The following is a 24,929-nucleotide window of genomic DNA, read 5'->3' as shown; positions in this document are numbered from 1 at the left end:
GTCGAGCTCCGCTCCGCTGCGTCTCCGGGCCCGCCGGGATCTCCCCGGTGTCGCCCGCATCGGTCCGGCCGTCGAGTCCGGTGCCGCTCACGCGTTCGCCCCTGCTCTCCAGCGCCGGGACGCGGTCCACCGACCGCGTCACCGTCGCCCGACGTCGCTCGTCGCCCGTGCGGTGGTGTCCGGGGGTGGACGGGTCCGAACGCGTCGATCCCGGCTCGCTCACCCGCTCACCTCCCTCGCACGGCGTCCACCCTCGGCAGGCGGATCGGGTCCTCCACCACGAAGGACGCGCGTGCGCCGGACGGGTTGCGCGCCGATCCCGGGCGTGAGTCTCGTCATGCACGAGATCGGCTCGGCTCCTGGTGGGGATCAACGAGCGCGGCCGCCCGCGGTCACGCCTCAGCGCGGCGCCGTCACCGCCTGCGAGGGCCGGTTCTGCGCCACCCAGTCACCCACCCGGCCGTCGCGCAGCGCCGTGAACAGGGTCGACGCGGACGGCGCGAGCAGCTGCGCGGGCCGGCCGCGGTCACCCGGCGCACCCGGTCCGGCGATGGGGGCGGTGACGAAGGTGATCGCCTCACCGCGCATCGTCGCCAGGTCCGCGCCGAGCCGCAGGATCGACACCACGCCCATGGTGTCGTCGAAGCCGACCACGTGCGAGAGGTCCGCGACGGTGCCCGGGAGCGCCAGCGGGGAGGCCTGGGCGGCGCCGGAGAGCAGGCCGCGCAGCACGTTCTGCTCCCGGGCGACACGGCTGGCCTCACCGCCCGGGAGATCGGCGGCGCGCAGGTAGGCGAGCGCCTGCGCCCCGTCCATGCGTTCGAGCGGCGCCCCGCCCGTCGTCGGGGCCGCGACGCCCACGTCGATGCCGCCGAACCGGTCGACCAGGCCGCGGAACCCGGGGAAGTCGACGGTGGCGAAGTGATCGACCCGCACTCCGGTCAGCCCCTCGACGGCGCGGACGAGGCCGGTCGGGCCGCCGGTCGCCAGCGCCGACCCCAGCGGCGCCGTGCCTCCGGCACCCCCCTCCACCGGCGCCGGGGTGTCCCGGCTGATCCCGACCACCTGGGCGCTCTCCCCGTCCGGCGCCAGCCGCACGACCTGGATCGTCGAGCCGGCGATCGGGCTGCCGAAGTACGCCCGGACCGGGGAGCCGTCGTCCGTGCCGACGAGCAGGTAGGTCTGCGCGCCGTCCGCGGCCGGCGCGGGCCGCGAGCTCTCCGGGATCGGCCCGAACACGTCCGGGTAGCGCACGGTGCGGCCCACGACGTGGGTCCCCACCGCGAGCACGGCGACGACGACCGCGACCGCCAGGACGGCGATCACGACCAGCGCGGTGCGGGCCTGACGACGGCGGCGGCGCTCGCGGGAGGCGCCCGGCCGGCTGACGGTGGTGTTGGTCACGCCCCGAGGACGGAGCCCCGGCGCCTTCCTGACGGCGGGTGACGCAACGATGACGTCTCGTGAGGTCACGATTCGTGACGTCGGGGGTGGGGCGGCTCGCGCGGGAGACCGGCGGCCGCCGTGTCACCATGAGCGCGGGCCCGACCACGTCGGCCCTCATCCGCCGTGGTGTAAGGGCAACACCTCGGATTTTGGTTCCGATGATCCTGGTTCGAATCCAGGCGGCGGAGCAGCACGAGGGGAGGACGACCTCGTGGAGCCCACCCGGGTCGCGGCCGCAGGTGCGGTCGTCCACGACGAGGCGGGCCGCATCCTCCTCGTGCAGCGCGGCCGCGCGCCGCAGGCCGGTCGCTGGACGTTGCCCGGTGGACGGGTCGAGGACGGCGAGTCCCCGGCCCGGGCGGCCGCGCGCGAGGTCGCCGAGGAGACCGGCCTCGTCGTCGAGATCGGGCGCGAGTGGCTCGTCCTGGACCGGCCCGGACCCGACGGCGTCCTCTTCGAGATCCACGACTTCGTGGCCACCGCCGTGGGCGGTCGCCTGCGCGCGGGCGACGACGCCGCCGACGTCGGGTGGTTCACGCGCGCGGAGCTGGCCGGTCTCCCCCTGACCACGGACCTGCTGGACATCCTGGACCGCGCCGGCCTGCTCCCGGTCGACCCGGTGTGACGAGGACGCCCCGTGACGGCCCGCTTACGTTTACCCTGGTGGGATGACGAGCGCGGCCTCCGGTACCGGCACGCAGCCCTTCACGATCGACGGGCAGCTGTGCTTCGCCCTGCACTCCGCCTCCCGGGCGATGACGGCGTGCTACCGGCAGGGCCTGGACGCGCTGGGGCTGACGTACAGCCAGTACGCGGTGATGCTCGTGCTCTGGCAGTACGAGGCCGTGTCGATGGGCTTCCTCTGCGAGCAGCTGCACCTGGACTCCGGGACGCTCTCGCCCCTGCTCAAGCGCCTGGAGAAGCAGGGCCGCGTGACCCGTCGGCGGCGCCCGGAGGACGAGCGGACCCTCGAGATCGCCTGCACCGAGGAGGGCCGCGAGCTCTACGACCGCGCCCGCCTCGTCCAGCGCGACGTGGAGCGCGCCACCGGGATGGACGGGTCCGACCTCGCCGACCTGCGCCACCGCCTCGACGAGCTCGCCGAGCGGCTGCGGGTCGCCACCACGCTGCAGGAGCAGCGGGCCGCCGGCGCCTGAGCCCGCGCCGATCGTCCCGCGCGGGCCTTGCCAGCGGGATCGGTCGCGGGCAATCTGATCGGGTGTCGCCCACCGCCCGTTGCCCCGTGTGCGCGCATCCGGTGCTCCCGGACGCGGAGGGCATGGTGCGCGTGGTGGGCCTGGCCCCGCGGGAGGCGCCGCGGCTGTGGGTGTGGGGACCGGCCGTGGTCCACGACCAGTGCCGCTACGACGTCCGCACGCCGCTGGACGACCGGACCGGCTACCTCCCCGTCGAGCAACGGGTGCGGACCGCCGGCGCGTGAGCCCGCCGCGGTTTCCCGGGTTCCGGGGCGGGGTATGAGACGGGGTCACCACGCCCGCCTCCGTCGCCGTCGGGAGCCCACAGACCCGTGTCCCCGCAGGCCCCGCCCGACCTCGACCTGACCGCCGAGGCCGCGCCGCCGCAGGTCGGCGCGTTTCGCCGTGCGCTGCGCCGGTGGCTCGGCGAGGCGCTGGAGGTGGCCGCCCCGCCCGGCACCGAGGACGAGCTCGCCGACCTGACGGACGACCTCGTGCTCGCGACCAGCGAAGCGCTGGAGAACGTCGTCGACCACGCCTACGCCGCGCGCGAGGACCCGGGGCCGATGGCGCTGCGGGCAGAGGTGCGCGACGGCACGGTCGCGGTGGTGGTGACCGACCGCGGCCGCTGGCGCGACCCGCCGTCTGGACCGTCCTCGCGGGGTCGCGGCCTGGCGATGATGGAGAGCCTGGCCGAGACCAGCGTCGACCGCGGCGAGCCGGGCACCGTGGTCACCCTGCGCCGCCGGCTGCCCTCCGGGGCGCACGACCGCTCGGCCGCCCCGGCCTGACGGACCTTCAGCGCAGGGCGGGCAACCGCCGGGTGGCCTCGTCGTCGGGACCGCCCATGGTCCGCTCCGGCTCGGCCAGATCGGCGAAGGCGTCCACGGCCAGCGCCGCGAGCGGGACCACCGCCGCCACGACGCCGAGGGCGCCCAGGACGTCGCTGGGGTCGTGGACGTCGCGCCCGACCAGGCTCACCCCGACGGCGAGCACCAGGACCCCGAGCCCGACGACCGTGCCGGCCCGGGTGCGGGCGCGCAGGGACACCGCGGAGACCACGAGCACCGCCGCCACCGCGGCGAGCGCCGCCACCGCGGTCGTGTGGCCGCTCGGGAAGGCCAGCTCGTTGCCGCGGGTCCGGCCGACGATCGGCTTGAGCACGAGCGAGGTGGTCACCATGGCCGCGGCCGGTGCCACCAGGACGAGGGCGAGTCCGCGCCCGCCCCGGGTCCACCACGCCGCGCCCGCCCCGAGCACCAGCAGCACCGCGACCGGGACCGGGTCGCCGAGCGCGGCGAGGGCGTCGCCCACGGCGGCCGACGACCCGTGGTGCATCGGAACCAGGGCCGCGAGGGCGCGGTCGGTCCGGCCGGGGGAGCTCCGGCCCGCGGCGTGCACCGCGAGCACGCCGATCACGACGATCCCCACCCCGACGACCGGCCCGACCATCCGCCGGGCGCGGGCGGACATCAGCCGGATGCCGACCCCTGCGCGACCGTTCGCCATGGACCGGCCCCTCTCTCGTCGCACCGACGGACCCGGACGGGGCCGACGGCGTCCGCATGTGCAGAATCCCCGGTGACAACGAGCGACGACCGGTCCGCGCTCCGTGACCGAGAGTGTGGACTTCACCGCACCGGGGTCGTCGGGCCGGGGTCGAGGGGGTGCGGGGGTGGCACGGACGGACGAGCGTGGGCGCACCCCGCCCGGCGGCGCGCTCCGCGGGGGCACCCTCGCCCGGCCGGAGAGCGCCCCGCGGGAGAGCGTCCTCGCGCACGCACGCGCCACGGGCGCGCGCGCCGCCCGTGTGCCGCACGTGCGAGCGGCGGCCGATCTCGCGACCCTGGCCGACCTCGTGGACCGCAGCCGAGGCCGGGACCCGGCGACGCGGTCGGTGCTGCTGCGCGAGTCGGCGGCCGCCCTGCTCGCGGTCCGTGGGAGCGGGACGGCGCCGGAGGCCGCGCCGTCGGCCGTCGACACGGACGCGGCGGAGCGCACCCTCGACGAGCTCGTCGCGGTCGTGTCCGAGCACGGGCTGACGTTGTTCGCGGTGGACGCCGAGGCGCTGCTGGCCCGCCGGGCCCTGCTCGCGGACGACGAGGAGTCGGCCCTGGCGGCGGCGACCCGCGCGCTCACCCGGCTCGACGAGCAGGCCGCGGTCGACCACGCCCCCACCTCCCGCGAGCACCGGGGGAACCTCCAGGACACGTACCGCCTCGTCGCCTCCACCCTCGCGGCGCTGGGGCTGCACGAGAACGCCCAGCCGCTGCTGATCCGGGCGCGGGTGATCGCCGAGGACGACGGCGACCTGCTGGCCGCCGCGCGCTGCGAGCACGAGCTCATCCGGGTCCTCGCCGCCTGGGGTCTGCGGCTGGCGCGGGCCGGGCGCGACGGGGCGCCGCTGCTCGCCGAGGCCGGGCGGCGGGCCGCCGCGCTGCACGCCGAACCCGCCCTGCTCGGCAGCGAGCACCGGCGGGCGCTGCGCGCGGTGGTCTCGCTCGTGCGCCACGGCGAGCCGTTCCGCCCGCCCGCCGAGGCGGCGGCGCTCGCCCGGGGAGACGTCGAGGCCCTCGGGCCGCCCGACCGGCCGTGCGTCGGGCTGGCCGACCACCTGCTCGTCGCCCTCGCCCGCGCCCGGGCGCTCGTGCGGGCGGGACGACCCGACGAGGCCGCACATGGCCTCGCGGGGGTCCGCGACCGCCGGCCACGGGGTGAGCCCGGCCTCGCGCTGGCGGTCAGCCGCGACCTGGTGCACGTCGCGACCGACCATCTCGGCGGTGTCCCCGGCCGCCGGGCGCTGCGCGACTACACCGCCGATCTCGAGCGCGAGCTGTGGACGCTGCAGCAGGCCCGGGTCCTGTCGCTGCGCACCCGGATCGCGCACGAGCAGCTGCGCCGCGAGCACGGCGAGGTCGCCGCCCAGGCCCGCACCGACCCTCTGACGGGGCTGCCGAACCGCCGGGCCCTGGACGACGCCCTGGCCGACCACCTCACCACCGTCGCCAGCCGGGCCGGGTCGGCCCTCGCGATCGCGATGGTCGACGTGGACCGGTTCAAGACGATCAACGACCGCGTCTCGCACGCGCGGGGCGACGAGGTGCTGCGCCTGGTCGCGGAGACCCTGCGGCGCTGCCTGCGGGCGGACGACCTGGTGGCCCGCTACGGCGGGGACGAGTTCGTGGTGGTGCTGCCCGGGAGCTCGGAGTCCGACGCGCGTGCCGCGCTGGAGCGGGCCGCGCTCGCGGTGGCGGGCGTCGAGGTCGGCGACGGGTCCCGGGTGTCGTTGTCGGTCGGGGTCGCGGGGACGGTGCACTCGGGGGTCACGCCCGGGACGCTGCTCGCGCGGGCCGACCGCGCCATGTACGAGGCGAAGCACGGCGGCGGCAACGCGGTGGTGCTCGACGAGAACACCGACACCCCGGCGGAGGGCCTCGTCGTCGGGGGCTGAGCACCCCTGAGCGCCCCCGGCCCCGCGCCGGGTGGGAGACTCGGTGATGCCCGGTGCCCGTGCACCGGAGCTCCTCGATCACCCCCGTCCCCCAGGAGCCGGAAGCCGATGCCGCCGACCCCCACCGCGGTCGTCGTCCTCGCCGCGGGTGAGGGCACCCGGATGCGGTCGGCCACCCCGAAGGTCCTGCACCCCGTCGGGGGCCGGAGCCTGCTCGGGCACGCCCTGCACGCGGCGGCCGGCGCCGTCCCGGAGCACCTCGTCGTCGTGGTCGGGCACGGCCGCGAGGAGGTCGGCACGCACTGCCAGCAGGTCGGCGCCGAGCTCGGCCGCGAGGTGCGCACCGCGGTGCAGGACCGGCGGCGCGGCACCGGGCACGCGGTCTCCTGCGGCGTCGACGCGCTGCCGGCCGCGGCCACCGGCACCGTCCTGGTCTCCTACGGCGACGTCCCGCTGCTCGACGCGACGACGCTGCGGGCGCTGGTCGCCGAGCACGACGACGCCGGCAACGCGGTCACCCTGCTCACCGCCGAGATGGACGACCCCACCGGCTACGGACGCGTCGTCCGGGACGACAAGGGCGGCGTGACGGCGATCGTCGAGCAGTCCGACGCCTCCCTGGACGAGCTGGCCATCACCGAGGTCAACTCCGGGGTGTACGCCTTCGACCTCGCCGTGCTGCGCCGCGCGCTGGCCGAGCTGGGCACCGACAACGCGCAGGGCGAGCTCTACCTGACCGACGTGGTCGCCACGGCCCACCGCGACGGGCTGGGCGTCGGCGCCGTCGAGCTCGCCGACCCGTGGCTGGTCGCCGGCGTGAACGACCGCGTCCAGCTCGCGGCGCTCGGTGCGGAGCTCAACCGCCGGGTCGTCGAGCGCGCGATGCGCGCCGGGGTGACCGTGACCGACCCGCGCACCACCTGGATCGACGTGGGCGTGCGGCTCGAACGCGACGTCACGCTGCTGCCCGGCACCCAGCTGCACGGCACCACGTCCGTCGCCGAGGGCGCCACCGTCGGGCCGGACACCACCCTCACCGACGTCACCGTCGGGGCCCGCGCCACCGTGGTGCGCACCCACGGCAGCAACTCCTCGATCGGGCCGGAGACCTCCGTCGGGCCGTTCGCCTACCTGCGGCCCGGCGTGGAGCTGGCCGAGCGCGGCAAGATCGGCACGTTCGTCGAGGTCAAGAACTCGAGCATCGGCCGCGGGTCGAAGGTGCCGCACCTGACCTACGTCGGGGACGCGACGATCGGCGAGCAGTCGAACATCGGCGCGTCGAGTGTCTTCGTCAACTACGACGGGGTGGCCAAGCACCGTAGCGTGGTGGGCGACCACGTCCGGACCGGCAGTGACAACACCTTCGTGGCGCCCGTCACCATCGGGGACGGCGCGTACACGGGAGCGGGCACCGTGGTCCGCGAGGACGTCCCGGCGGGCGCCCTCGCGGTGTCCTCGGGTCCGCAACGGACGATCGAGGGCTGGGTGGAGCGCAGGCGTCCCGGGACCGCGGCGGCCGAGGCCGCCGGCCGGGCGCAGGCGGCGGCACCCGAGGGCCGCGACCAGGAGGAGCAGTGACCGTGAGCGCAGTCTCGTCGACCCCCAAGAAGAGCCTCATGCTCTTCTCCGGCCGGGCCCACCCGGAGCTCGCCGAACAGGTCGCGAAGGAGCTCGACGTCACGATCACCCCGCAGTCGGCGTACGACTTCGCCAACGGCGAGATCTTCGTCCGCTTCGAGGAGTCCGTCCGCGGGTGCGACGCGTTCGTCCTGCAGAGCCACACGCAGCCGATCAACCAGTGGCTCATGGAGCAGCTGATCATGATCGACGCGCTGAAGCGGGCGTCGGCCAAGCGGATCACCGCGGTCGTGCCGTTCTACGGCTACGCGCGCCAGGACAAGAAGCACCGCGGCCGCGAGCCCATCTCGGCGCGCCTGGTGGCCGACCTGCTGAAGACCGCGGGCGCCGACCGGATCATGACGATCGACCTGCACACCGACCAGATCCAGGGCTTCTTCGACGGCCCGGTCGACCACCTGCTGGCCAACAAGGTCCTCGCCGAGCACCTGCGCGACGCCTACTCGGGCGAGGACCTCGCGGTCGTCGCGCCCGACTCCGGCCGCGTGCGGGTCGCGGAGAAGTGGGCCGACACCATGGGTGGCGTCCCGCTGGCGTTCATCCACAAGAGCCGCGACAAGACCCGGCCGAACGAGGTCGTCGCGAACCGCGTGGTGGGTGACGTCGAGGGTCGCTGCTGCATCCTCGTCGACGACATGATCGACACCGGTGGCACGATCGCGAAGGCCACCGAGGCCCTGCTCGCGGACGGTGCCTCCGACGTCGTCATCGCCGCCACCCACGGCGTGCTCTCCGGCCCCGCCGTCGAGCGGCTCTCCACCTGCGGGGCCCGCGAGGTGATCGTCACCAACACCCTGCCGATCCCGGACGAGAAGCGGTTCCCGGGGCTCACGGTGCTCTCGATCGCACCGCTGATCGCCCGGGCGGTGCGCGAGGTGTTCGAGGACGGGTCGGTCACGAACCTCTTCGACGGCAACGCCTGACCGACCCGTAGACTGACCCCGATCCACTTCGGCGAGGGCCGGGACCACCCGGCCGTGATCGACGCGGTGAGCATCCCGGCGTGATCCGCCGTGGTGCCCGGCGTCGTCCGCCGTGCCGCACCACCGCAGGAGCAACGAGCCATGGCCGACGTCAAGATCGCCGCCGAGAACCGCACCGAGTTCGGCAAGGGGGCGGCGCGCCGCACCCGCCGGTCCGGCCGCGTCCCCGCCGTCCTCTACGGGCACGGCACGGACCCGGTCCACCTCTCCTTCGACACCGTCGAGTTCGCCGCCGTGATGCGTGAGAACGGCCGCAACGCCGTCCTGACGGTGACCGGGGTCGGCAAGGAGCAGCTGGCGCTGACCAAGAGCGTCGTCCGCGACCCGATCAAGGGCTTCATCGAGCACGTCGACCTCGTCGTCGTGCGTCGGGGCGAGAAGGTCACCGTCGACGTCCGCGTCGTGACCGTCGGGGACGCCGCCTCGGGCACGCTGGTCTTCCAGAACGAGGACACCCTCTCGATCGAGGCCGACGCGCTGAACATCCCCGAGGAGATCTCGGTCGTCATCGAGGACGCCGAGATCGGCACGCAGTTCCTCGCCGGCGACATCCGCCTGCCCGACGGCTCCACGCTGCTCTCCGACCCCGAGCTCCTCGTCGTCAACGTCACCGAGGCGCCGACCGAGGACGCCATGGAGGAGGAGATCGACACCGAGGGTGCCGGCGTCGAGGAGGACGCCCCCGAGGACGAGGCCGCCGAGGACTCCGAGTCCGGTGCGTCCGCCGAGGCCACCGAGGGCGCGACCTCCGACGAGACCTCGGACGAGAGCTGACGATGTCCTTCCCGACGACGAGCGCGGGGCCCGTGCTCGTCGCCGGGCTGGGCAACCCGGGGGCCGAGTACGACGGCACCCGGCACAACGTGGGGTTCGCGGTCGCCGACGTGCTCGCCGAGCGCGTCGGCGGCCGCTTCTCCGCGCACCGCAAGACCGGCTCGGACGTCGCCGAGGGGCGTCTCGTCGGCCGGAAGGCGATCCTGGTCAAGCCGCGCGGCTACATGAACCTCTCCGGCGGGCCGGTGACGAACGCGCTGCGCTTCTTCTCCGTGCCCGTCGAGGACCTGGTCGTGGTGCACGACGACCTCGACCTCGACTTCGGGGTCGTCCGCCTCAAGCGCGGCGGCGGCGAGGGCGGCCACAACGGCCTGCGGTCGATCTCGAAGTCGCTCGGGACGAAGGACTACCTGCGCGTGCGGTTCGGCATCGGCCGCCCGCCCGGTCGGCAGGACCCGGCGGACTACGTCCTCAAGCGGTGGGGCTCGACCGAGCGCAAGGAGCTCGACGTCTCGCTCGAGCTCGCCGCCGACGCCGTGGAGGCGCTGCTCACCGACGGCCTGGAACCGGCGCAGAACCGCTTCCACTAGCGATCGCCCTGTTCGCCGGACCGGCCACCTCGGTCGAACCCGTCGTATAGCCCCGACGGAGTGATGATTCCTGGCATCGGGGTCCGTCGAGGAAACGTCCGGGCAGCGCCGAGCGACCACCTTCCGAACGGACTGCTAGCCCGTTCGGCCCAACGCGGCGGGGCACAGGTCTGCCGGTCGCTCCGCGCGAGGGTCTGGTCCCGCTCCTCGGAGGTCGTCGTGGGTGTGTCGTCGTTGCTCGCTGTCGCGTTGGCAGGGGCGTTGACGCTGACCGCGTCGAGCGCGGCACTCGCCGCCCCCGTGGCGATCGGCGTCCCCGTCGTCGCCTCAGCTCAGGACGATCGTCCCGTGGCCGGCTCCGCCGCGTGCGACAAGGCCGTGGAGAGCGACCTCAAGGTATCGGAGGTCGAACGCAAGCTCGACGATGCGCGACTCTTCGCGCAGATCTGGCCCCCGGCGTTGTTGCAGGTCGAGGTCCTCGAGGCGCTCCTCGAGGCGACACGGCAGGGAGCGACCGAGCGGCTGTGTGCGCCCGCCCCCACCGGCGGTCCCGGCGCCGGCGCCGCGGCGGCTGTCAGGGGCGGCGGAACGCTGACGGCCGGCGGGCAGCGCTACTCGATCGCCGTCGATGCCAGGACGACCACCGCGGGGACGACCTCCGGACGATTCGCGCTCTCCGGCGGCGGGGCCGACACCACCGCCGCCTCCCGCACCCTCACGTCGGTCGCCCGGACCTCGACCGGCGCCACCGTCACCGGCACCGCCGTCGCCGCGACCGGGAGGCCGACGAGCGTCACCGTCACCGTGGTCGACAAGCCCGGCGGACGCGACCAGGTCACCGTCCGGATCTCCGGCCGGACGCTGGCCGGAACTCTCACCACCGGCGACATCCAGATCACCTGAGCCGCCCGTGGCTCTCGGCGGCGCCCCCCCCCCCCGCTGACCTGACCGCCCGGTGTGGTGTTCGGCGCGGTGGGCTCCAGAACGCGCTATCGAGCGCTGAGTGCCTCGGTGGACGGTGGCGGTGGTCCTGGTGGGGTGCCGTCGCCGAAGGGCCGGCCACCGAGTTGTTCGCGGTGGTGCGGGGTGGTCCAGCCGGGGTCGGCCGGCCCGACGGGGACGATGCCGGAGGGGTTGAGTTCGGGCTGGGTGCGGTAGTAGTGCGCCTTGGCCTGCTCGAGGTCGACGGTGTCGCCGAACCCGGGGGTCTGGAACAGGTCGCGGGCGTAGGCCCAGAGCACCGGCATCGCGGTCAGCGTCGACCGGTTGACCTTGAAGTGGTCGTGGTAGACCGCGTCGAAGCGCACCAGGGTGGTGAAGAGCCGGACGTCGGCCTCGGTGATGGTGCCGCCGAGCAGGAACCGCTGCCGCGCGAGCCGGTCGGACAGGGCGTCGAGCCGGTCGAACAGGACCCGGAAGGCCCCCTCGTAGGCACGCTGGGTCGAGGCGCGGCCCGCGCGGTAGACGCCGTTGTTGACCTCGCGGAACACCACCTCGTTGAGTTCGTCGATCTCGTCGCGGTGCTCGTGGGGGCAGAGGTCGGGAGCGCCGGGGCGATGGTGGGCGGTCCACTCGGTGGACAGGTCGAGCGTCATCTGCCTGAAGTCGTTGGTCACCACCGCCCCGGTGGGCACGTCGACGATCGCGGGCACCGTGATGTCCCGCTCGTACGCGGGGTCCCGGGCGAGGTAGGCGTCGCGGAGCCGAGGGATCCGCAGCACCGGGTCGAGGCCGTCGGGGTCGAGGTCGAAGGTCCAGGACCGCTCGTCGTGCACCGGCCCGCACAGCCCCATCGACAGGACGGGCTCGAGTCCGAGCAGGCGCCGCACGATGATCGCCCGGTTCGCCCACGGACACGCCCGGGCCGCGACGAGCCGGTACCGGCCCGGCTCGACGTGGTAGCCGTCGCGGCCGTCGGCGGTGATGCGCGTGGCGAGGTAGCGCTGGTCGCGGGCGTAGGTGCCGTCCGCGCGGGTGTCCGGGTGGACCTGGCGGTTCATGCCGGTGCTCCTGGGGTGGTGACGGTGCGGTCCCGAGCGGCGCCGAACCCGGCGACGGCCATCGGGACGATCATGACGAGCAGCGCGACCAGCGGGACGGTCCAGCTCCCCGAGAGGTCGCGCAGGAGCCCGAGTCCCAGCGGCCCGAGGGCCGCGATGCAGTAGCCGGCTCCCTGGGCCATGCCGGAGAGCTGCGAGGTGGCCTGCGGGTCGCGGGTGCGCAGCGCGAAGAACGCGTGTCCGAGGCTGAGCCCCACGCCCTGCCCGAGTCCGACGAGCACCATCCACAGCACGGCGAACCCGGGCGCGAGCAGGATGCCGACGTAGCCGACGCCGAGCAGGACCACGAGCGCGACGACGAGGTGGTGCTGGGTCGCGCGCCGCTCCGCGAGCACGGGGGTCAGGTAGTTCGCCGGCAGGGAGACGAACCCGGCGAGGGCGAGCAGCAGGCCGCCCTGGGTGGGCGAGTACCCCTGCTCGACGAACAACGTCGGCGCCCAGGTGGTCACCGCGTAGAAGTGCAGCGACTGCAGCCCCATGAGCAGCGTGACCTGCCAGGCCAACGGCGAGCCCCAGAGCCCGCGGGCACCCGTCGTCGGGACCACCGCCGGAGCCTCGCGCCGCTGGGCGCGCAGGACCAGCCACAGCCCCACCGCGACGACGGCGGGCACCGCCCACAGCGCCAGCGTGGGCCGCCACGACCAGCCCAGGGCGTGCTGCACGGGCACCATCGCCGCGGCCGCGATCGCGCCGCCGAGGCTGATCATCACCGTCTCCGCGCCGAGCATCCGCCCGACGGCGGGTCCGGTGAAGTCACGCTTGATCAGCGCCGGGACCAGGACGTTGCCCAGGGCGATCGCCAGGCCCGCCACGACGGTGCCGGCGAACAGCACCACGGTCGAGGGCACGAGGCGGACGACGATGCCCAGCACCAGCACCACGGTGGCTGCGAGCAGGACGGTGGTCATGCCCCGGCGGCGGACGAGCCCCGCGGCGGGCAGCGAGCCGAGCCCGAAGCACAGCAGCGGCAGCGTGGTCAGCAGGGAGGCCGTGGAGGCGCTGATCGCGAGGTCGGCGCGGACCTCGTCGATGAGCGGAGCCACCGCGACGACGGCGGGGCGCAGGTTGAGCGCGGTGACCAGGACGGTGACCACGAGCAGGGCCGTGGTCGGGGCGTGCGGGCGGCGACGGGTCGCGGTGGAGCGCTCCGGGGTCGCCATGACGATCAGCTCCCTTCAGGCGGCCCGGGCGGGCGTGACGGCGGCGACGGCGCGGGCGAAGCGGGCGACCCGCCGGCCCTGCACCCGCGCGGCCTCGAGCGAGGTCTCGCCGAGCGGGCCGTTGTCGGTGACGTGGCCGGTGCCGTAGGGATTGCCGTCGGCGAACTTGGCGGCGTCGGTGTAGCCGGGCGCGACGAGGACCCCACCGAAGTGGTGAATGGTCTGGTACAGCGCGAGCAGGGTCGACTCCTGCCCGCCGTGGGCGGTGTCGGAGGCGACGAATACCGAGTAGACCTTGTCGGCGAGCTCGCCCCGCGACCACGGCCCGCCGAGGGTGTCGAGGAAGCCCTTGAGCTGCGAGGAGACGTTCCCGAAGCGGGTCGGCGTGCCGAGGACGACCGCATCGGCCGCCAGGAGGTCCGCGACCTCGACGACCGGGACGTCGGCGTCCGCGGCGCGATGGGCGGCCCACGCCTCGTTCGACGCGACGGCCTCGTCGGGCGCGCTCTCGGCGACCCGCCGCAGCACGACCGTGCCGCCGGCCTCTCGGACCCCCTCGGCGACCGCCCGCGCGAGACCGGCCACGGTGCCGGTGGAGGAGTAGTAGACGACGGCGACGCGGGGGCCGCCGGTGCTCTCGTCGATCATGACCCCGACGCTAGGAACCCGGGCCGGACCTCGGAAGATCGCACTTTCCCGTGCTATCGGTACCTGGTGGTAACCCCCTCCCGATCGCGCCTGGCGTGCGCGACCCACGAACTCATCGGCGTGATCGGGGACCGCTGGTCGGTGCTCGTCCTGATCGAGCTGGGCGACCACGGCCCGACCCGCAGCGCCGACCTCGAGCGGGCCGTCGACGGCGTGAGCCAGAAGGTCCTCACCGCCTGCCTGCGCCGCCTCGAGGGCCGCGGATTCGTCGCCCGCACCGTCGAGGCCACCGTCCCGGTATCCGTCACCTACGAGCTGACGGATTTCGGGCACAGCTTCTTCGCCGCGTTCACCGTGCTCCGTACCTGGGCCGACGACCACGTCGAACAACTCGACCCCGACAACGCCCCACCCGCGCGATGACCGGCTGACGCTCGTCGCCGCGGCGGGATCAGCCTGCTGCAGTCGGACTGCACTCGACCACGCGCCCGACCGCCTGGAGCGACCGGGCGCCTTGCCCGACGAGTGTCGCGACCGTGACACACCGGTCGTCGGGAAGGAGGCAGACCCGAGCGGTGGAGCGTCCGAGACTTCCGCCCATGACCTTCCGCCTCGCCGTCCTGCTCGGGCTGGTGCTCGTCGTCCTGACGTCGTGCACGTACTACAAGCCCGACCGCGACCTCGCGTCCCGCGACACGTGGGGCGACGTCCCTGGGCTGCCGCCGTGACGGGTCGGTGTGGGTGCGCGGGCGGCTCGAAGGCCGGCCCCCGGGTGACTGCGGATACGCCTGCGCCGACGGCAGTGTGCTGATGCGGACCTACGAGGGACTCGGCGCTGGTGAGGTCGGCCCCCGGGGGTTGGACGCCCGTCCCGGACCTGGCCGGCGCCGCCATGGTGGCCCACGGGGACCAGCATCTGCTGCTGCTCACCCCGGACGGCCGGGTGCGCGCGAAGGGCTTCAACGCCCACGGGCAGCTGGGGTTCTGAGCGGCGCCTCGTCGGCGGCCCGGAGCCCGTCTACGGACGCACCACGAAGCAGGAGGCCGACGATGTCCACCAACCGCTCAGCGCCCTACCCGCCCGACACGACCCATGGAGCCCAGGCCGCCCGGAACCGACGCGCCGCCCTCCGGGCGCTGTGGTGGAGCACCGGGACCGCCCTCGGCGCCGCCACGATCGCCGCCGCGTTCTGGTTCGCCGACCGCGAGGACCCGCAGATCGACTCCTGGACGTGGACCCTGCTGCTGATCGTCCTCGGCCTGATCGTCGTCGCCGTGCTGCGCGCCACCGGTGCGGTGCGCGCCGACCGAGTCGCATGGAGCGCAGCGCTCACCGACCTGCTCACCGAGCGTGGGCAGCCCTCGGAGGAGCCCGCCGACGCCGTCCTCGGGCTGTCCTGGAACCTCGAGCGCGACGTCGCACAGGTCGCGTGGAACGGCATCCCCGCCGGGACCTGGCGTCCGACCCGGAACCCCTCCTGGCAGCCCCGCTCGACGACCGACCCGGTGGCACGCGACGACGTCGTGCACACCTCACGACACGGATACGCGCACCTCCGCATCGAGGGACGGCCCTACCTCGTGAACCGCACCGGCGCGGTCCTCGTCGACGCCGACGGCATCGAGTGGTCACTGCAGAAGCTGTCCCTTCCCGACGGCCCGCGCGCCATCGGCATGCTCCCGCGAATTCTCGGGCCCGGCGGCGCGGTCACGGTCCTCCAGGCCCACCGACGACTCGAGATCGAAGCCCGATCGAGGTCATGGTGAACGGCCGTCGACCGCAGCGGCGTATCGATCGCACACTCATACCCCACCGAGTCACCGCGCCGGCGTCGACCATGAGGTCGCGGCGCATGCAGCCCCGCGGCCAGCAATCGAGGACGCGCTCGACCTCCTCGGTCCGCAACGTCCGCAGCCCTGGTGAGAGGTCGTCATCAGGGAGCCATCGAAAGCCGACGGTCTCGGGTGGTTCTGTCGTCGGCGGTGCACACGTGCCGGAGTCCGAAGTTGGGCTTGGGGGGTCACCGGTCGCTTGCGACGAGGTGCTGGTGGATCGGCCCGACGCCGGTGATGGCGCTGATCAGTTCGTCGCCGGGGGCCAGGAACCGTTGCGGGGTGCGGCCCATGCCGACGCCGGCGGGTGTTCCGGTGAGGATGAGGTCGCCGGGAAACAGTTCGAGGATGTCGGAGAGGCGGGCGATGCCCTCGGCGACGGGGACGATGAGGTCGCGGGTGTTCCCGGCTTGCACGGTCTCGCCGTTGAGGGTGGTACGAAGGTCCAGTGCATCGCGGTCGGGGAGTTCGTCGGGGGTGACGAGGGTGGGCCCCAGCGGCAGGAACCCCGGGTGGGATTTCCCGAGGCTGAACTGCGGTGCGGGTCCCGACATCTGCAGCACGCGTTCGGAGATGTCCTGCGCCACGGTGACCCCGGCGACGTGGTCCCAGGCCTGGGCCGGGGTGATGTGGCGGGCGGAGGCGCCGATGACGACGGCGAGTTCGACTTCCCAGTCGACGTTGCCCTGGGGTAGCGCGACGGTGCTGTTCGGGCCGGTGATCGCCGAGGCGAACTTGGTGAACACCGGCGGGAGTCCGTCGGGGACCCCGAAGCCTGCTTCGGCGGCGTGGTCGCGGTAGTTCAGTCCGAAGGCGATGATCTGGCGGGGGAACCGGACGGGTGCACCGAGGTCCTCGATGTTGAACGGCTGCGCCGATCCGAGCGGGCAGTTCGACGCCCAGAGGGTCAACTCCGACCATCGGGAGTAGAGGTCGTCGACGGACGACGGAAAAGCGCCGTCGCTGGCGGTGGCGATGTCGAGGGCTCGGTCGTCGACGACGAGTGCCGCGCGGCCGCGAATTTGTCCGATGTGCATCAGGAGCCTTCCCGTGTGGTGTCGTGGTGCTCGGTGCGCAGTACGGCTGCGGTGTGCCCCCGGGTGTGCGGTGAGCGGGTCTGCCGCCCGGTCGGGGTCCGGGTCGAGCACGGCCTGTTCGAGGGCGGCGTGTTCTCCGGCTATCTCGCGGTGCGGGTCGGCGGTCACCGACCAGCGGCGAGCCAATTCGCCGGCGTCCCAGAGCCGATCGAGACGTCGACCACGATGTCGCTGCGGCACGCAACATCCCCGCCATCACCACCGAGCTGCCCGAGGGCGCCGGGGACGCCGAGGGAGGCGGCATCCGCGAGGGCGCCTTTCGAACCGAGTGGGCCGGGCGAGCACTACGAGCGCGTGGCTGGCTACCTTGCTCCCGAGGCTCGAGGAGCAGCGCGACGCCTACCCGTCGCCTCCTCGGCCGTGTCCTGTGCCCGCCACTCGCTGGTGATGCGTGTGGTGAGGTTGTTGAGGTGTCGAATCATCGCGATTTCCGCGGATTGCCCGTCTTGATCCTGCAACGCGCGCAGGACCCGTTCGTGCTCCAATAACGCCGGTCCGCGACTGGTGATCCACGCGGTGGAGTACGCGGCGAGGATCACCTGTGTGCGGACACGCTCGAGCGATTCGGCGAGGCACTCGTTGCCTGCGAGTTCCTGGATCGCGGAATGGAAGTCGGCATCGGCCCGCCGGGCCGCGTCCTGGTCCCTGTCCTGCACCGCCTGACGGAATCTGTCGTGGATGCCCGTCAGTTCGGCGAGCGTCTGCTCGTCGACACGAGGGGCGGCCAGCCGCGCGGCGAGCGCTTCGAGCTGGGTCCGTACTGCCAGGGAGTCGAGGAGTTCGTAGCGGTCCGGCGCGGCGACCGTGATCGTCCCCGACACGCGTCGCAGCAGCCGCTCGGAGAGCAGTCGCTCGACCGCGTATCGCACCGGGCTCCGGCTCATCTTGAGGTCGGTGGCGAGCGCGAGCACGCTGACGGGAGCCCCGACCTCGAGGTCGCCATCGAGGACCCGGTTCCTGATCAGACCGTAGGCAGCGTCGGCGAGGGAGTCGGTGCCGCCGTCCGGGCTGGCATCCATGGAGGTCACAGGGGGCCCTCTCGCTCGGTGTTGCTCAGGGTGGCGGGCCAACGACACTAACGACTCGGGACGGGGAAACCGGCCCCCGAGAGGTCGGCCCACCCACGATGCGTCGCCGCCGCGTCGTGCTCGGGGGCGAGTCGAACGAGGTCGGGGGTGAGTTCCTCGATCGAGCGGGCACCGAGCAGAGTCATCGCGGTGGCGATCTCCTCGCCCAGGAGGTCCGCGACGCGGCGCACCCCCAGTTCGCCGGCTGCCATGAGGCCGTAGAGGTACGCCCGCCCGACGAGGACCCCGTTCGCGCCGAGTGCGAGCGCGGCCACGACGTCGGCGCCCGAGGTGAAACCCCCGTCGACGAACACCTCGCAGCGGCCCTCGAGTCGACCCAGCACGCCGGGCAACTGACGGATCGGGGTCACTGATCGATCGAGCTGGCGTCCACCGTGGTTGCTCAGCACGATCGCGTCGGCGCCGGCCGAGGCGATCCGTGCTGCGTCCTCGGGCGACTGCACTCCCTTGACCACCAGCTTCCCGGCCCACTGCTCACGCAGCCAGGCCAGGTCCTCGAAGTTCACGCCCGGGTCGAACAGCGTGGCGGCCAACTCCGCGACGGTGCCCTGCCAGGAGTTCAGCGAGGCGAACGTCAACGGCCGCGTCGTGAGCAGGTCGAACCACCAGTGCGGGTGGCGCGCGCCATCGACGAAGGTACGCAGACCCAGCGACGGCGGTAGCGTCATGCCGTTGCGGGCGTCGCGCAGCCGCCGGCCCGCGACCGGCGTGTCGACCGTCAGGACGAGGGCCTCGTACCCCGCCGCAGCAGCACGGTCGACGAGCTCCCGGCTACGTCCGCGATCGCTCCACAGGTAGAGCTGGAACCACCGCCGGCAGCCCGGGATCACCTCCGCGACCTCCTCGACCGAGCAGGTGCCCATCGTCGAGAGCGCGTAGGGCACGCCCGCCGCGCCCGCCGCCCGGGCGACCGCGAGCTCACCGTCCCGATGCAGGACCCGGGTGAATCCTGTCGGGGCGAACGCGATCGGGAGCGCGCTGGGTCGTCCGAGGATGGACGTGTGGGTGTCAACCGCGGACACACCCCGCAACACCCGTGCGACGAAGTCGAGCGAGTCGAGGTCCTCCCGCGCGCGTGCCAGCGACCGCTCGGACTCGGCGCCACCCTCGACGTAGTCGAAGACGGCTCGGGGCACCCGTCGGCGCGCCATCTCACGGAAGTCCCCGACGCTGGCCGCCCGCGCGGACCGCCGCCGGTCCCCGTCGAGGACGAGCGGGCGGGGGCGCAGGAGATCCGCGAACTCCGACACCCGCGGCATGCGCCGAGAGCCGGTCAACCCTGTCGAACCCATGACCAGGAGCTTGCATTCAGACCGGCGCCTCGTCAACCTTCGCTGCATCCAGTCATTCGCTCCAACCCCGGTTCAGTGCGACTGGCTGTTGACTGGATCACGCTGGTCCGACTACACCTGCATCCACTCACCCAAGGAGGAGCTTGTGTCATCGCGTCCATCGTCGGTCCTGGTGCCCCTACCCGACCGGGAGTTCGACACCACGGAGTCGTCCATCGCCTGGCGAGCCTTCGTCGATGCCGGGATCGAGGTCACCTTCGCCACCGAGACCGGCCGCGTCGCGGCCTGCGACCAGCGCCTGTTGCGCTCCGGGTTCTTCAACTGGTTCCCGGCCGGCCCAGAGGCCGTCGAGGCCTACCGAGCGATGTCGAGTTCCCCGGCGTTCCGCTCCCCCATCACCTATCGCGACATCGATCCCGCCGACTACGACGCCGTCCACCTCGGCGGGGGCCACGCGCAGGGCATGCGGCAGTACCTCGACAGCGCCGTTCTGCGCGACCGCGTACTCGGCTTCCACCAGGCGGAGAAGCTCATCGGAGCGATCTGTCACGGCTCCTTGATCCCGGCCCGCACGATCGACCCCCGTACCGGGGCCAGCATCATCGAGGGCCGTCGCTTCACCACCTTGACCCTGCCGATCGAGAAGTTCGCCTTCCGCTCCACCTGGTTCCGCGTGGGACGCAGGTACCGGACCTACTGGAAGTACACCGAGACCGAGGTGCGGCAGGCCGTGGGGCCGTCCGGCTCGATCGAGCGCGGCGACACCCGCTTCGGCGCTCTCGGGTACTCGCTGGTCCACGACGAGCCGATGGTGGTCGAGGACGGCCACTTCCTGAGCGCGCGCTACCCGCTCGACGCGCCGCGCTACGCCGAGGCGTTCGTCCGACGCCTGGTCGCCGACCGTGCCGCGGCCACGCCATAGCCGCTCGACCGACGCACTCGGTTCTCCCCAGGTTCCGAGAGCCGCACGCCCATCATGCCGCGCGGGGCCGCCAGCGCGCCGTCACCGGCATCCCACGACCACCGAGAGGACTCCGCATGTCCAACCACGCCCCCGCCGACGAGCGTCGGGATCGGCGGACCACCAACGCCCTGTTCGGTAGCAACCCCCTCAAGCTCGGACTCTTCGGCCCCAACTGCGACCGAGGGTGCGCCATGACCCTCTCCGACGACGTGCCGCTGCTGACCTGGGCCTACACCAAGAAGATCGCCCAACTCGCCGACCGTGCCGGGTTCGAGGCACTCGTGCCCGTAGCCCGGTGGAAGCAGATCGGCGACAACGGCTTCAACGGGCGCAATTTCGACACCTACGCCTGGGCCGCCGGGCTGGCGTCGGTCACGGACCGCATCACGCTCGTCACCACCGCACACGTGCAGGCCTCGCACCCGGCGGTCGCGGCCAAGCAGGTCGCCACCATCGACCACATCAGTGGGGGTCGGACCTGCCTGAACATCGTCAACGGCTGGTTCGAACCCGAGTTCAAAATGCTCGGCGGGGCCTTCCTGCCCCACGACCAGCGTTACCGCTACACCAGCGAGTGGTTCGAGTTGCTCGAGCGGTTCTGGCTCGAGGAGGACGAATTCGACTTCCGCGGTGAGTTCTTCACCATCGAGGGTGGCTACTCCCTGCCCAAGCCCATCCAGCTCCCCAAGCCGGCCATCATGAACGCCGGGGGGTCGAAGACCGGCCGCGACTTCGTCGCCCGCTTCGCCGACTCCGGATATGCCCTGCTCGCCGGCTACGACCTCGCCTCCACCCGCGCGCTGGTCGAGGAGCGCCGGTCCGAGGCCGCGGCCTACGGGCGGGAGGTCGACACCTGGACGACCGCCTACGTGATCCAGCGCGACACCGTCGAGGAGGCCGAGGCCTACCGCCAGCAGGTGTTCGTCGACGAGGTGGACGAGAGCGCAGGCCAGGCCGCCGCCCACTACCTGGGGCTGAATTCCTCGGCCATGGCGCCTGACCAGTGGGAGGAGTTCAAGCTCCACCTGCGCGCCGGGTACGGCGGGTACCCCCTGGTAGGAACGGCCGAACAGATCGCTCAGCGCTTGATCGAACTCAGCGAGGCCGGCGTCACCGGCGTCTCCCTGTCCTTCGTCGACTTCATCTCCGGCATCGAGCGTTTCGTCGCGGACGTGGTCCCGCTGCTGGAGAAGGCGGGCGTGCGCGAGCCGGTCGCCGCACTGTCCACGGCTTCCTGATGGGCCCGGCCGCCATGCCTCCCCGACCCGTCCCCGAACCTGCGGCGGTGCCGCTCGACGCTGCTGGGCTCCGCACCGCGTTCAGCGCCCGCCCCGAGGGACTGGTGGCCCTGGCCGCGGACGTCGGCGGGCTCCGGGAGGGCATGGCGGCCAGCACGTTCACGCCGGCCAGCCTCGACCCGCCGCTGGTGTCGGTCTGCGTAGCTCGCTCCTCGCGCACCTGGCCACGACTGCGCGCCTCACGAGGGCTGGGTGTCAGCGTGCTGGCCGAGGAGCACGAGCAGGTGGCTCGCCGTCTCTCGGCGAGAGACGGCGACCGCTTCGCGGGCACGGCCGTCACGACCCGCTCCTCGGGAGCCGTCCTGATCGACGGTGCGTGCGCCTGGTTCGAGTGTGCGATCGAGGACGAGCTCGACGCCGGCGATCACCTCATCGCGCTGCTCGCTGTCCTGGAGGTGCACCATCTACCCGACGCCCGTCCCCTCGTCTTCCACCGCAGTTCCTTCACCCAGCTCGCTTCTCCCTGCCCGGCTCCCGCTCCTGTCGCAGGTCTCGTCGGCGCTGCGGACGGGCACGCCGGTCCTCCTCGAGATACCGGGCCCGCCCGACACTGAGGCGTACCTGGTCTCCTGGGCAGGCCACGCGACCCTCCGGTTGATGGCCACCATGGCGCGCATCGCCGCAGGTCAGTTCTTCCTGGCAGCGCCGGTGACGACCGAGCCACCGAACCCCGTCCCGACGACGCCGGGTGCCGTGCCCAGCACCAGCGCGCAGAGAGCCGATGTCATCGCGCAGCTCGCCGCACACCGCATCTTCGACGTCAGAATGGCACGACGTGCCGGAATCCCGGTGCACGCCGCGACGCCCCAGGGAGTTCTCGCCGCCGCCCCCGGCGTCGCCGAGTTCGCCGTGGACCTGGTCCGCGGTGCCGGTCTCGGGGAGGTCGCCCTCGTCACCGAGGTCGTCAGGACTGACGAGTCCGGCGCGGACAGCGCCGGCGACCTCGCCGCGCGACACGGTCTGGAGATCGTCAGCAGCGACCTGATCGTCGCCGAGCGGCTGCGCACCTGGCCTCTCGCGATTCGCGGACCCGAGATCGCGCTACCCACCGAACAGGGTGTCCTGCTCGCCACCGGCTACCGGGACAGCCACTCCGGCGCCGAGCACCTCGTCCTCCGCGGTCCGAACACCAACCCGGCGGGAGTACCTGCCGTCCACGTGCACCAGCACTGTCCGGCCGGCGACGTCTTCGGCGCCCTGACGTGCTCCTGTCGCGCCCAGCTGGACACCGCACTCGCCGAGATGGCCACCTCCGGTACGGGCATCACGGTCTACCTGCGCGACACCGCAGCCCGACTCCGGCACCCCGAACCCCGTCTGGACGAGCGACGCGCACACCTCGTCGCCTCCATGCTCCAGGATCTCCACGTGCGTCGCGTGCAGCTGCGGGGCGACGACGAGCAGCAGCGTGCCGCCCTCCGGGACCGGGACATCGCGTGCTGAGGCACCCATCCTCGACGTCCTGACCGCGAGGCCGGCTGCTCCCCATCAGGCAACCGGTCGACTTCGAGAATGGCGGTTCTCGTCACCTCAGGTGTGCGTCCCGTCGGACTGGAGGAGCTGGAAAGCCTGCCGATAGGTCGACGGGGAGACGCGCAGGATGGTGCGCATGTGCAAGCGCATGGCGGCGGCACTCCCGAATCCGCATCGGGAGGCGATGGCGTCGACGCCGAGATCGGTCGTCTCCAGAAGTTCGCGGGCTCGATCGAGTCGACGCGCCAGCAGCCACTGCGTCGGGGACGTCCCGGTCTCCTCCCGGAAACGGCGCGTCAACGTGCGGGTGCTGACCTCTTCGCGCTCCGCTAGGTCGCGCAGCGTGATCACCGTGTCGAGGTGCTCGAGCGCCCAGCGCCGCGCACGGGCCGTTCCGGCGATGCCGGGCTCGGCTACCGGTCGCTGGATGAACTGCGCTTCATCGGCTCCACGGTGAGGGGGTGTCACCACGCGGCGAGCGACGGCGGTTCCGACGGCGATGCCGTGGTCGGCCTGAACCATGTGCAGGCACATGTCCGTGACGGAGGCGACTCCGGCCGAGGTCAAGACCTCACCGTCATCGGTGTAGAGCACGTCCGACCGGACCGACACGGCGGGGTAGCGCTCGCGGAACGCCTCCACCTGTGCCCAGTGGGTGGTGACGCGTCGACCGTCGAGCAGACCCGCCGCGGCCAGGACGAAGGCGGCGGTACAGATGGACGCCAGCCGTGTCCCCGGGCGGATGCGGCGCAGCGCGTCGGCCAGCCCGCTGTCCTCGACGGCTGCAGTGTCGGCGGCATCGTGGTCGGTCGCCGCCACGATCACCGTTGATGCCTCGGCGAGCGACTCGGGTCCGTGCTCGACCTCGACGGTGAAGTCGCCATCGGTGCGGACCGAGCCCGCCCTGAGCGCGCAGGTCAGCACGTCGTACAACGCCCGCCCCTGCTCGTCGCGCGCCTCGCCGAACACGCGATGCACGATCCCGAGCTCCATCGCCAGGACCCCGTCGCGAACGAGGATCGCGATCCGATGCCGCTCCATGGCCCGATCCTTCCACGATCTGTCCCCCAGGCGGCTCGTGCCGCCTTCCCGGGCGGACGATGCTGAATGCCGTGCTTCCCCCCTCAGCCCGAGAGCTGATCCTCAGCGGGACAGCTCTCGCGCACATGATCACCCTCAATCCCGATGGGTCACCCCAGGTGAGCACCGTCTGGGCCGGACTCGATGGCGACACCATCATCACCGGGCACTTCGGTCGCTACCGGAAAATCACCAATCTACTCCGGGATTCGCGCATCGCCCTCTCCTTCGCCGGCGGTACCCCACTCCCGAACGGGATGCATCCCAACCTCGTCGTTCACGGCACCGCCGAGGTCACCGAAGGCGGCGCGCCCGAACTGGTGAGCCGACTCGGCAAGGTCTATGTCTCGCCGGATTTCGACTATCAACTGCCACCGGGACCACCTCCCGGCTACGTCATTCGCACAACGATTCGTCGCATCGGCGGCGTCGGACCTTGGATGGACGCGTGATGACCGCAACCCCGGGTAGGACCAGTATCGGCGACATCACCCCGAAACTCGCGGAGCTCACCGACGACGTGCTCTACGCCGACGTCTGGGAACGTCCACAACTGAGCAAGCGCGACCGGAGCCTGGCGACCGTGGCCGCGCTGGTCGCGCTCTATCGCGCCGACGAGCTCGACCTGCATCTGGGCCTGGCTCTCGACAACGGCGTCACCGCCGAAGAACTCACCGAGACCATCACCCACCTCGCCTTTTACACCGGATGGCCGTGCGCGGTCACCGCGGCCAAGCAGCTGCGCGCCATCCTCGACGGCCGCACCAGCTGACGGCATATCCTGCTGTGCGGTCATGAAGGCAGTCCTCCAGACGGACGGTTCCCGACCACCGACGTCCGCCCTTCCCTGCTCAACTA

The 24,929-nt window shown here is 72.8% G+C and carries 29 protein-coding genes and 1 tRNA gene; 21 read left to right on the top strand and 9 right to left on the bottom strand.

Annotated elements, in window-relative coordinates; all coding sequences use genetic code 11:
• Positions 1–399: 399 nt before the first annotated feature.
• Positions 400–1,404 (bottom strand): LCP family protein, encoded by a 1,005-nt coding sequence (locus WCD74_RS13975; RefSeq protein WP_337695457.1) that lies wholly within the window; start codon positions 1,402–1,404, stop codon positions 400–402.
• A gap of 159 nt (positions 1,405–1,563) precedes the next feature.
• On the opposite strand from WCD74_RS13975, the gene WCD74_RS13970 reads away from it, so the two are divergent.
• From WCD74_RS13970 to WCD74_RS13950, 5 genes are all read left to right on the top strand, one after another.
• Positions 1,564–1,634 (top strand) — tRNA-Gln (locus WCD74_RS13970).
• A gap of 23 nt (positions 1,635–1,657) precedes the next feature.
• Positions 1,658–2,071, top strand: a complete 414-nt coding sequence (locus tag WCD74_RS13965; protein ID WP_337695456.1) for an NUDIX domain-containing protein — start codon at positions 1,658–1,660, stop codon at positions 2,069–2,071.
• A gap of 43 nt (positions 2,072–2,114) precedes the next feature.
• A complete protein-coding gene (locus tag WCD74_RS13960; RefSeq protein ID WP_337695455.1) occupies positions 2,115–2,603 on the top strand; it encodes a MarR family winged helix-turn-helix transcriptional regulator in 489 nt (162 codons plus the stop codon).
• An 86-nt stretch (positions 2,604–2,689) separates the two neighbouring features.
• Positions 2,690–2,887, top strand: coding sequence for a hypothetical protein (locus WCD74_RS13955; protein ID WP_337695454.1), 198 nt, complete (start codon positions 2,690–2,692; stop codon positions 2,885–2,887).
• Positions 2,888–2,974: 87 nt separating this feature from the next.
• Positions 2,975–3,433 carry an ATP-binding protein gene (locus WCD74_RS13950; protein WP_337695453.1) on the top strand — a complete coding sequence of 153 codons (459 nt, stop codon included), beginning with the start codon at positions 2,975–2,977 and terminating at the stop codon, positions 3,431–3,433.
• A 7-nt stretch (positions 3,434–3,440) separates the two neighbouring features.
• Here the strand turns inward: WCD74_RS13950 and WCD74_RS13945 are convergent, their stop codons facing one another.
• A complete protein-coding gene (locus WCD74_RS13945; RefSeq protein ID WP_337695452.1) occupies positions 3,441–4,151 on the bottom strand; it encodes a phosphatase PAP2 family protein in 711 nt (236 codons plus the stop codon).
• 166 nt (positions 4,152–4,317) lie between these two features.
• On the opposite strand from WCD74_RS13945, the gene WCD74_RS13940 reads away from it, so the two are divergent.
• The 6 genes from WCD74_RS13940 to WCD74_RS13915 all read left to right on the top strand — a co-directional run bounded on the left by WCD74_RS13940 (position 4,318) and on the right by WCD74_RS13915 (position 10,981).
• The gene (locus tag WCD74_RS13940; RefSeq protein ID WP_337695451.1) at positions 4,318–6,093 is read left to right on the top strand and encodes a diguanylate cyclase; all 1,776 of its coding nucleotides are present in this window, start codon (positions 4,318–4,320) and stop codon (positions 6,091–6,093) included.
• Between the two features lie 108 nt (positions 6,094–6,201).
• Positions 6,202–7,671, top strand: a complete 1,470-nt coding sequence (glmU, locus tag WCD74_RS13935; protein ID WP_337695450.1) for a bifunctional UDP-N-acetylglucosamine diphosphorylase/glucosamine-1-phosphate N-acetyltransferase GlmU — start codon at positions 6,202–6,204, stop codon at positions 7,669–7,671.
• Positions 7,672–7,673: 2 nt separating this feature from the next.
• Positions 7,674–8,654 carry a ribose-phosphate diphosphokinase gene (locus WCD74_RS13930; protein ID WP_337695448.1) on the top strand — a complete coding sequence of 327 codons (981 nt, stop codon included), beginning with the start codon at positions 7,674–7,676 and terminating at the stop codon, positions 8,652–8,654.
• Between the two features lie 141 nt (positions 8,655–8,795).
• Positions 8,796–9,488 (top strand): 50S ribosomal protein L25/general stress protein Ctc, encoded by a 693-nt coding sequence (locus WCD74_RS13925; RefSeq protein ID WP_337695447.1) that lies wholly within the window; start codon positions 8,796–8,798, stop codon positions 9,486–9,488.
• Between the two features lie 2 nt (positions 9,489–9,490).
• Positions 9,491–10,078, top strand: a complete 588-nt coding sequence (gene pth / locus WCD74_RS13920) for an aminoacyl-tRNA hydrolase (RefSeq protein ID WP_337695446.1) — start codon at positions 9,491–9,493, stop codon at positions 10,076–10,078.
• Between the two features lie 348 nt (positions 10,079–10,426).
• Positions 10,427–10,981, top strand: coding sequence for a hypothetical protein (locus WCD74_RS13915; RefSeq protein WP_337695445.1), 555 nt, complete (start codon positions 10,427–10,429; stop codon positions 10,979–10,981).
• A gap of 86 nt (positions 10,982–11,067) precedes the next feature.
• On the opposite strand, the gene WCD74_RS13910 is transcribed toward WCD74_RS13915, so the two are convergent.
• Genes WCD74_RS13910 through wrbA form a run of 3 tightly spaced genes read right to left on the bottom strand, consistent with a single transcriptional unit; the run spans position 11,068 to position 13,946 of the window.
• Positions 11,068–12,078, bottom strand: a complete 1,011-nt coding sequence (locus tag WCD74_RS13910; protein WP_337695444.1) for a glutathione S-transferase C-terminal domain-containing protein — start codon at positions 12,076–12,078, stop codon at positions 11,068–11,070.
• Positions 12,075–13,298 carry a CynX/NimT family MFS transporter gene (locus tag WCD74_RS13905; protein ID WP_337695443.1) on the bottom strand — a complete coding sequence of 408 codons (1,224 nt, stop codon included), beginning with the start codon at positions 13,296–13,298 and terminating at the stop codon, positions 12,075–12,077. Before WCD74_RS13905 ends, WCD74_RS13910 begins: the two co-directional genes overlap by 4 nt.
• Positions 13,299–13,313: 15 nt before the next feature.
• Positions 13,314–13,946, bottom strand: coding sequence for an NAD(P)H:quinone oxidoreductase (wrbA, locus tag WCD74_RS13900; RefSeq protein ID WP_337695442.1), 633 nt, complete (start codon positions 13,944–13,946; stop codon positions 13,314–13,316).
• Between the two features lie 66 nt (positions 13,947–14,012).
• On the opposite strand from wrbA, the gene WCD74_RS13895 reads away from it, so the two are divergent.
• The 4 genes from WCD74_RS13895 to WCD74_RS13880 all read left to right on the top strand — a co-directional run bounded on the left by WCD74_RS13895 (position 14,013) and on the right by WCD74_RS13880 (position 15,713).
• On the top strand, positions 14,013–14,369 hold the full coding sequence (locus WCD74_RS13895) for a winged helix-turn-helix transcriptional regulator (protein ID WP_337695441.1): 357 nt from the start codon (positions 14,013–14,015) through the stop codon (positions 14,367–14,369).
• 176 nt (positions 14,370–14,545) lie between these two features.
• Positions 14,546–14,674 (top strand): hypothetical protein, encoded by a 129-nt coding sequence (locus WCD74_RS13890; protein ID WP_337695440.1) that lies wholly within the window; start codon positions 14,546–14,548, stop codon positions 14,672–14,674.
• Between the two features lie 110 nt (positions 14,675–14,784).
• Positions 14,785–14,934 (top strand): hypothetical protein, encoded by a 150-nt coding sequence (locus WCD74_RS13885; protein WP_337695438.1) that lies wholly within the window; start codon positions 14,785–14,787, stop codon positions 14,932–14,934.
• Positions 14,935–14,996: 62 nt separating this feature from the next.
• Positions 14,997–15,713: a hypothetical protein gene (locus tag WCD74_RS13880; protein ID WP_337695437.1), complete on the top strand. Its 717-nt coding sequence runs from the start codon at positions 14,997–14,999 to the stop codon at positions 15,711–15,713.
• Positions 15,714–15,967: 254 nt separating this feature from the next.
• Here WCD74_RS13880 and WCD74_RS13875 read toward each other — a convergent pair whose 3' ends face one another.
• From WCD74_RS13875 to WCD74_RS13865, 3 genes are all read right to left on the bottom strand, one after another.
• A complete protein-coding gene (locus tag WCD74_RS13875) occupies positions 15,968–16,816 on the bottom strand; it encodes a fumarylacetoacetate hydrolase family protein (protein WP_337695436.1) in 849 nt (282 codons plus the stop codon).
• 362 nt (positions 16,817–17,178) lie between these two features.
• Positions 17,179–17,895 (bottom strand): GntR family transcriptional regulator, encoded by a 717-nt coding sequence (locus WCD74_RS13870; RefSeq protein WP_337695721.1) that lies wholly within the window; start codon positions 17,893–17,895, stop codon positions 17,179–17,181.
• Positions 17,896–17,951: 56 nt separating this feature from the next.
• On the bottom strand, positions 17,952–19,256 hold the full coding sequence (locus tag WCD74_RS13865; RefSeq protein WP_337695434.1) for an alpha-hydroxy acid oxidase: 1,305 nt from the start codon (positions 19,254–19,256) through the stop codon (positions 17,952–17,954).
• Here WCD74_RS13865 and WCD74_RS13860 point away from each other — a divergent pair.
• From WCD74_RS13860 to WCD74_RS13845, 4 genes are all read left to right on the top strand, one after another.
• Positions 19,255–20,178 carry a type 1 glutamine amidotransferase domain-containing protein gene (locus WCD74_RS13860; protein ID WP_337695433.1) on the top strand — a complete coding sequence of 308 codons (924 nt, stop codon included), beginning with the start codon at positions 19,255–19,257 and terminating at the stop codon, positions 20,176–20,178. The two genes, WCD74_RS13865 and WCD74_RS13860, sit on opposite strands and share 2 nt — an antisense overlap.
• 251 nt (positions 20,179–20,429) lie before the next feature.
• Complete coding sequence (locus tag WCD74_RS13855; protein WP_337695432.1) at positions 20,430–21,458, top strand: LLM class flavin-dependent oxidoreductase; 1,029 nt, start codon at positions 20,430–20,432, stop codon at positions 21,456–21,458.
• Positions 21,459–21,505: 47 nt separating this feature from the next.
• A complete protein-coding gene (locus WCD74_RS13850; RefSeq protein WP_337695431.1) occupies positions 21,506–22,072 on the top strand; it encodes a flavin reductase family protein in 567 nt (188 codons plus the stop codon).
• 43 nt (positions 22,073–22,115) lie between these two features.
• A complete protein-coding gene (locus WCD74_RS13845) occupies positions 22,116–22,961 on the top strand; it encodes a 3,4-dihydroxy-2-butanone-4-phosphate synthase (protein WP_337695430.1) in 846 nt (281 codons plus the stop codon).
• An 87-nt stretch (positions 22,962–23,048) separates the two neighbouring features.
• Here WCD74_RS13845 and WCD74_RS13840 read toward each other — a convergent pair whose 3' ends face one another.
• Positions 23,049–24,032, bottom strand: coding sequence for a GlxA family transcriptional regulator (locus WCD74_RS13840; RefSeq protein WP_337695429.1), 984 nt, complete (start codon positions 24,030–24,032; stop codon positions 23,049–23,051).
• A gap of 59 nt (positions 24,033–24,091) precedes the next feature.
• Between WCD74_RS13840 and WCD74_RS13835 the strand changes: the two genes are divergently transcribed.
• Entirely contained in the window at positions 24,092–24,523 is a 432-nt protein-coding gene (locus WCD74_RS13835) for a pyridoxamine 5'-phosphate oxidase family protein (protein ID WP_337695428.1), read from the top strand.
• Positions 24,523–24,843 (top strand): carboxymuconolactone decarboxylase family protein, encoded by a 321-nt coding sequence (locus WCD74_RS13830; RefSeq protein ID WP_337695427.1) that lies wholly within the window; start codon positions 24,523–24,525, stop codon positions 24,841–24,843. Before WCD74_RS13835 ends, WCD74_RS13830 begins: the two co-directional genes overlap by 1 nt.
• The last annotated feature ends 86 nt before the right edge of the window (positions 24,844–24,929 follow it).

Source organism: Actinomycetospora aurantiaca (genome assembly GCF_037401875.1).
Classification (GTDB): domain Bacteria; phylum Actinomycetota; class Actinomycetes; order Mycobacteriales; family Pseudonocardiaceae; genus Actinomycetospora; species Actinomycetospora aurantiaca.
This window is presented reverse-complemented; position numbering and strand designations above follow the sequence as displayed.

What these genes read in the sequence shown, in the direction of transcription:
- WCD74_RS13960 (WP_337695455.1), top strand. Translation starts at nt 2,115, where the DNA reads ATGACGAGCGCGGCCTCCGGTACCGGCACGCAGCCCTTCACGATCGAC.
- WCD74_RS13945 (WP_337695452.1), bottom strand. Translation starts at nt 4,151, where the DNA reads ATGGCGAACGGTCGCGCAGGGGTCGGCATCCGGCTGATGTCCGCCCGC.
- glmU (WP_337695450.1), top strand. Translation starts at nt 6,202, where the DNA reads ATGCCGCCGACCCCCACCGCGGTCGTCGTCCTCGCCGCGGGTGAGGGC.
- WCD74_RS13925 (WP_337695447.1), top strand. Translation starts at nt 8,796, where the DNA reads ATGGCCGACGTCAAGATCGCCGCCGAGAACCGCACCGAGTTCGGCAAG.
- pth (WP_337695446.1), top strand. Translation starts at nt 9,491, where the DNA reads ATGTCCTTCCCGACGACGAGCGCGGGGCCCGTGCTCGTCGCCGGGCTG.
- WCD74_RS13910 (WP_337695444.1), bottom strand. Translation starts at nt 12,078, where the DNA reads ATGAACCGCCAGGTCCACCCGGACACCCGCGCGGACGGCACCTACGCC.
- WCD74_RS13905 (WP_337695443.1), bottom strand. Translation starts at nt 13,298, where the DNA reads ATGGCGACCCCGGAGCGCTCCACCGCGACCCGTCGCCGCCCGCACGCC.
- wrbA (WP_337695442.1), bottom strand. Translation starts at nt 13,946, where the DNA reads ATGATCGACGAGAGCACCGGCGGCCCCCGCGTCGCCGTCGTCTACTAC.
- WCD74_RS13890 (WP_337695440.1), top strand. Translation starts at nt 14,546, where the DNA reads ATGACCTTCCGCCTCGCCGTCCTGCTCGGGCTGGTGCTCGTCGTCCTG.
- WCD74_RS13880 (WP_337695437.1), top strand. Translation starts at nt 14,997, where the DNA reads ATGTCCACCAACCGCTCAGCGCCCTACCCGCCCGACACGACCCATGGA.
- WCD74_RS13875 (WP_337695436.1), bottom strand. Translation starts at nt 16,816, where the DNA reads ATGCACATCGGACAAATTCGCGGCCGCGCGGCACTCGTCGTCGACGAC.
- WCD74_RS13870 (WP_337695721.1), bottom strand. Translation starts at nt 17,895, where the DNA reads ATGGATGCCAGCCCGGACGGCGGCACCGACTCCCTCGCCGACGCTGCC.
- WCD74_RS13860 (WP_337695433.1), top strand. Translation starts at nt 19,255, where the DNA reads ATGACCAGGAGCTTGCATTCAGACCGGCGCCTCGTCAACCTTCGCTGC.
- WCD74_RS13865 (WP_337695434.1), bottom strand. Translation starts at nt 19,256, where the DNA reads ATGGGTTCGACAGGGTTGACCGGCTCTCGGCGCATGCCGCGGGTGTCG.
- WCD74_RS13845 (WP_337695430.1), top strand. Translation starts at nt 22,116, where the DNA reads ATGGCCACCATGGCGCGCATCGCCGCAGGTCAGTTCTTCCTGGCAGCG.
- WCD74_RS13840 (WP_337695429.1), bottom strand. Translation starts at nt 24,032, where the DNA reads ATGGAGCGGCATCGGATCGCGATCCTCGTTCGCGACGGGGTCCTGGCG.
- WCD74_RS13835 (WP_337695428.1), top strand. Translation starts at nt 24,092, where the DNA reads ATGCTGAATGCCGTGCTTCCCCCCTCAGCCCGAGAGCTGATCCTCAGC.
- WCD74_RS13830 (WP_337695427.1), top strand. Translation starts at nt 24,523, where the DNA reads ATGACCGCAACCCCGGGTAGGACCAGTATCGGCGACATCACCCCGAAA.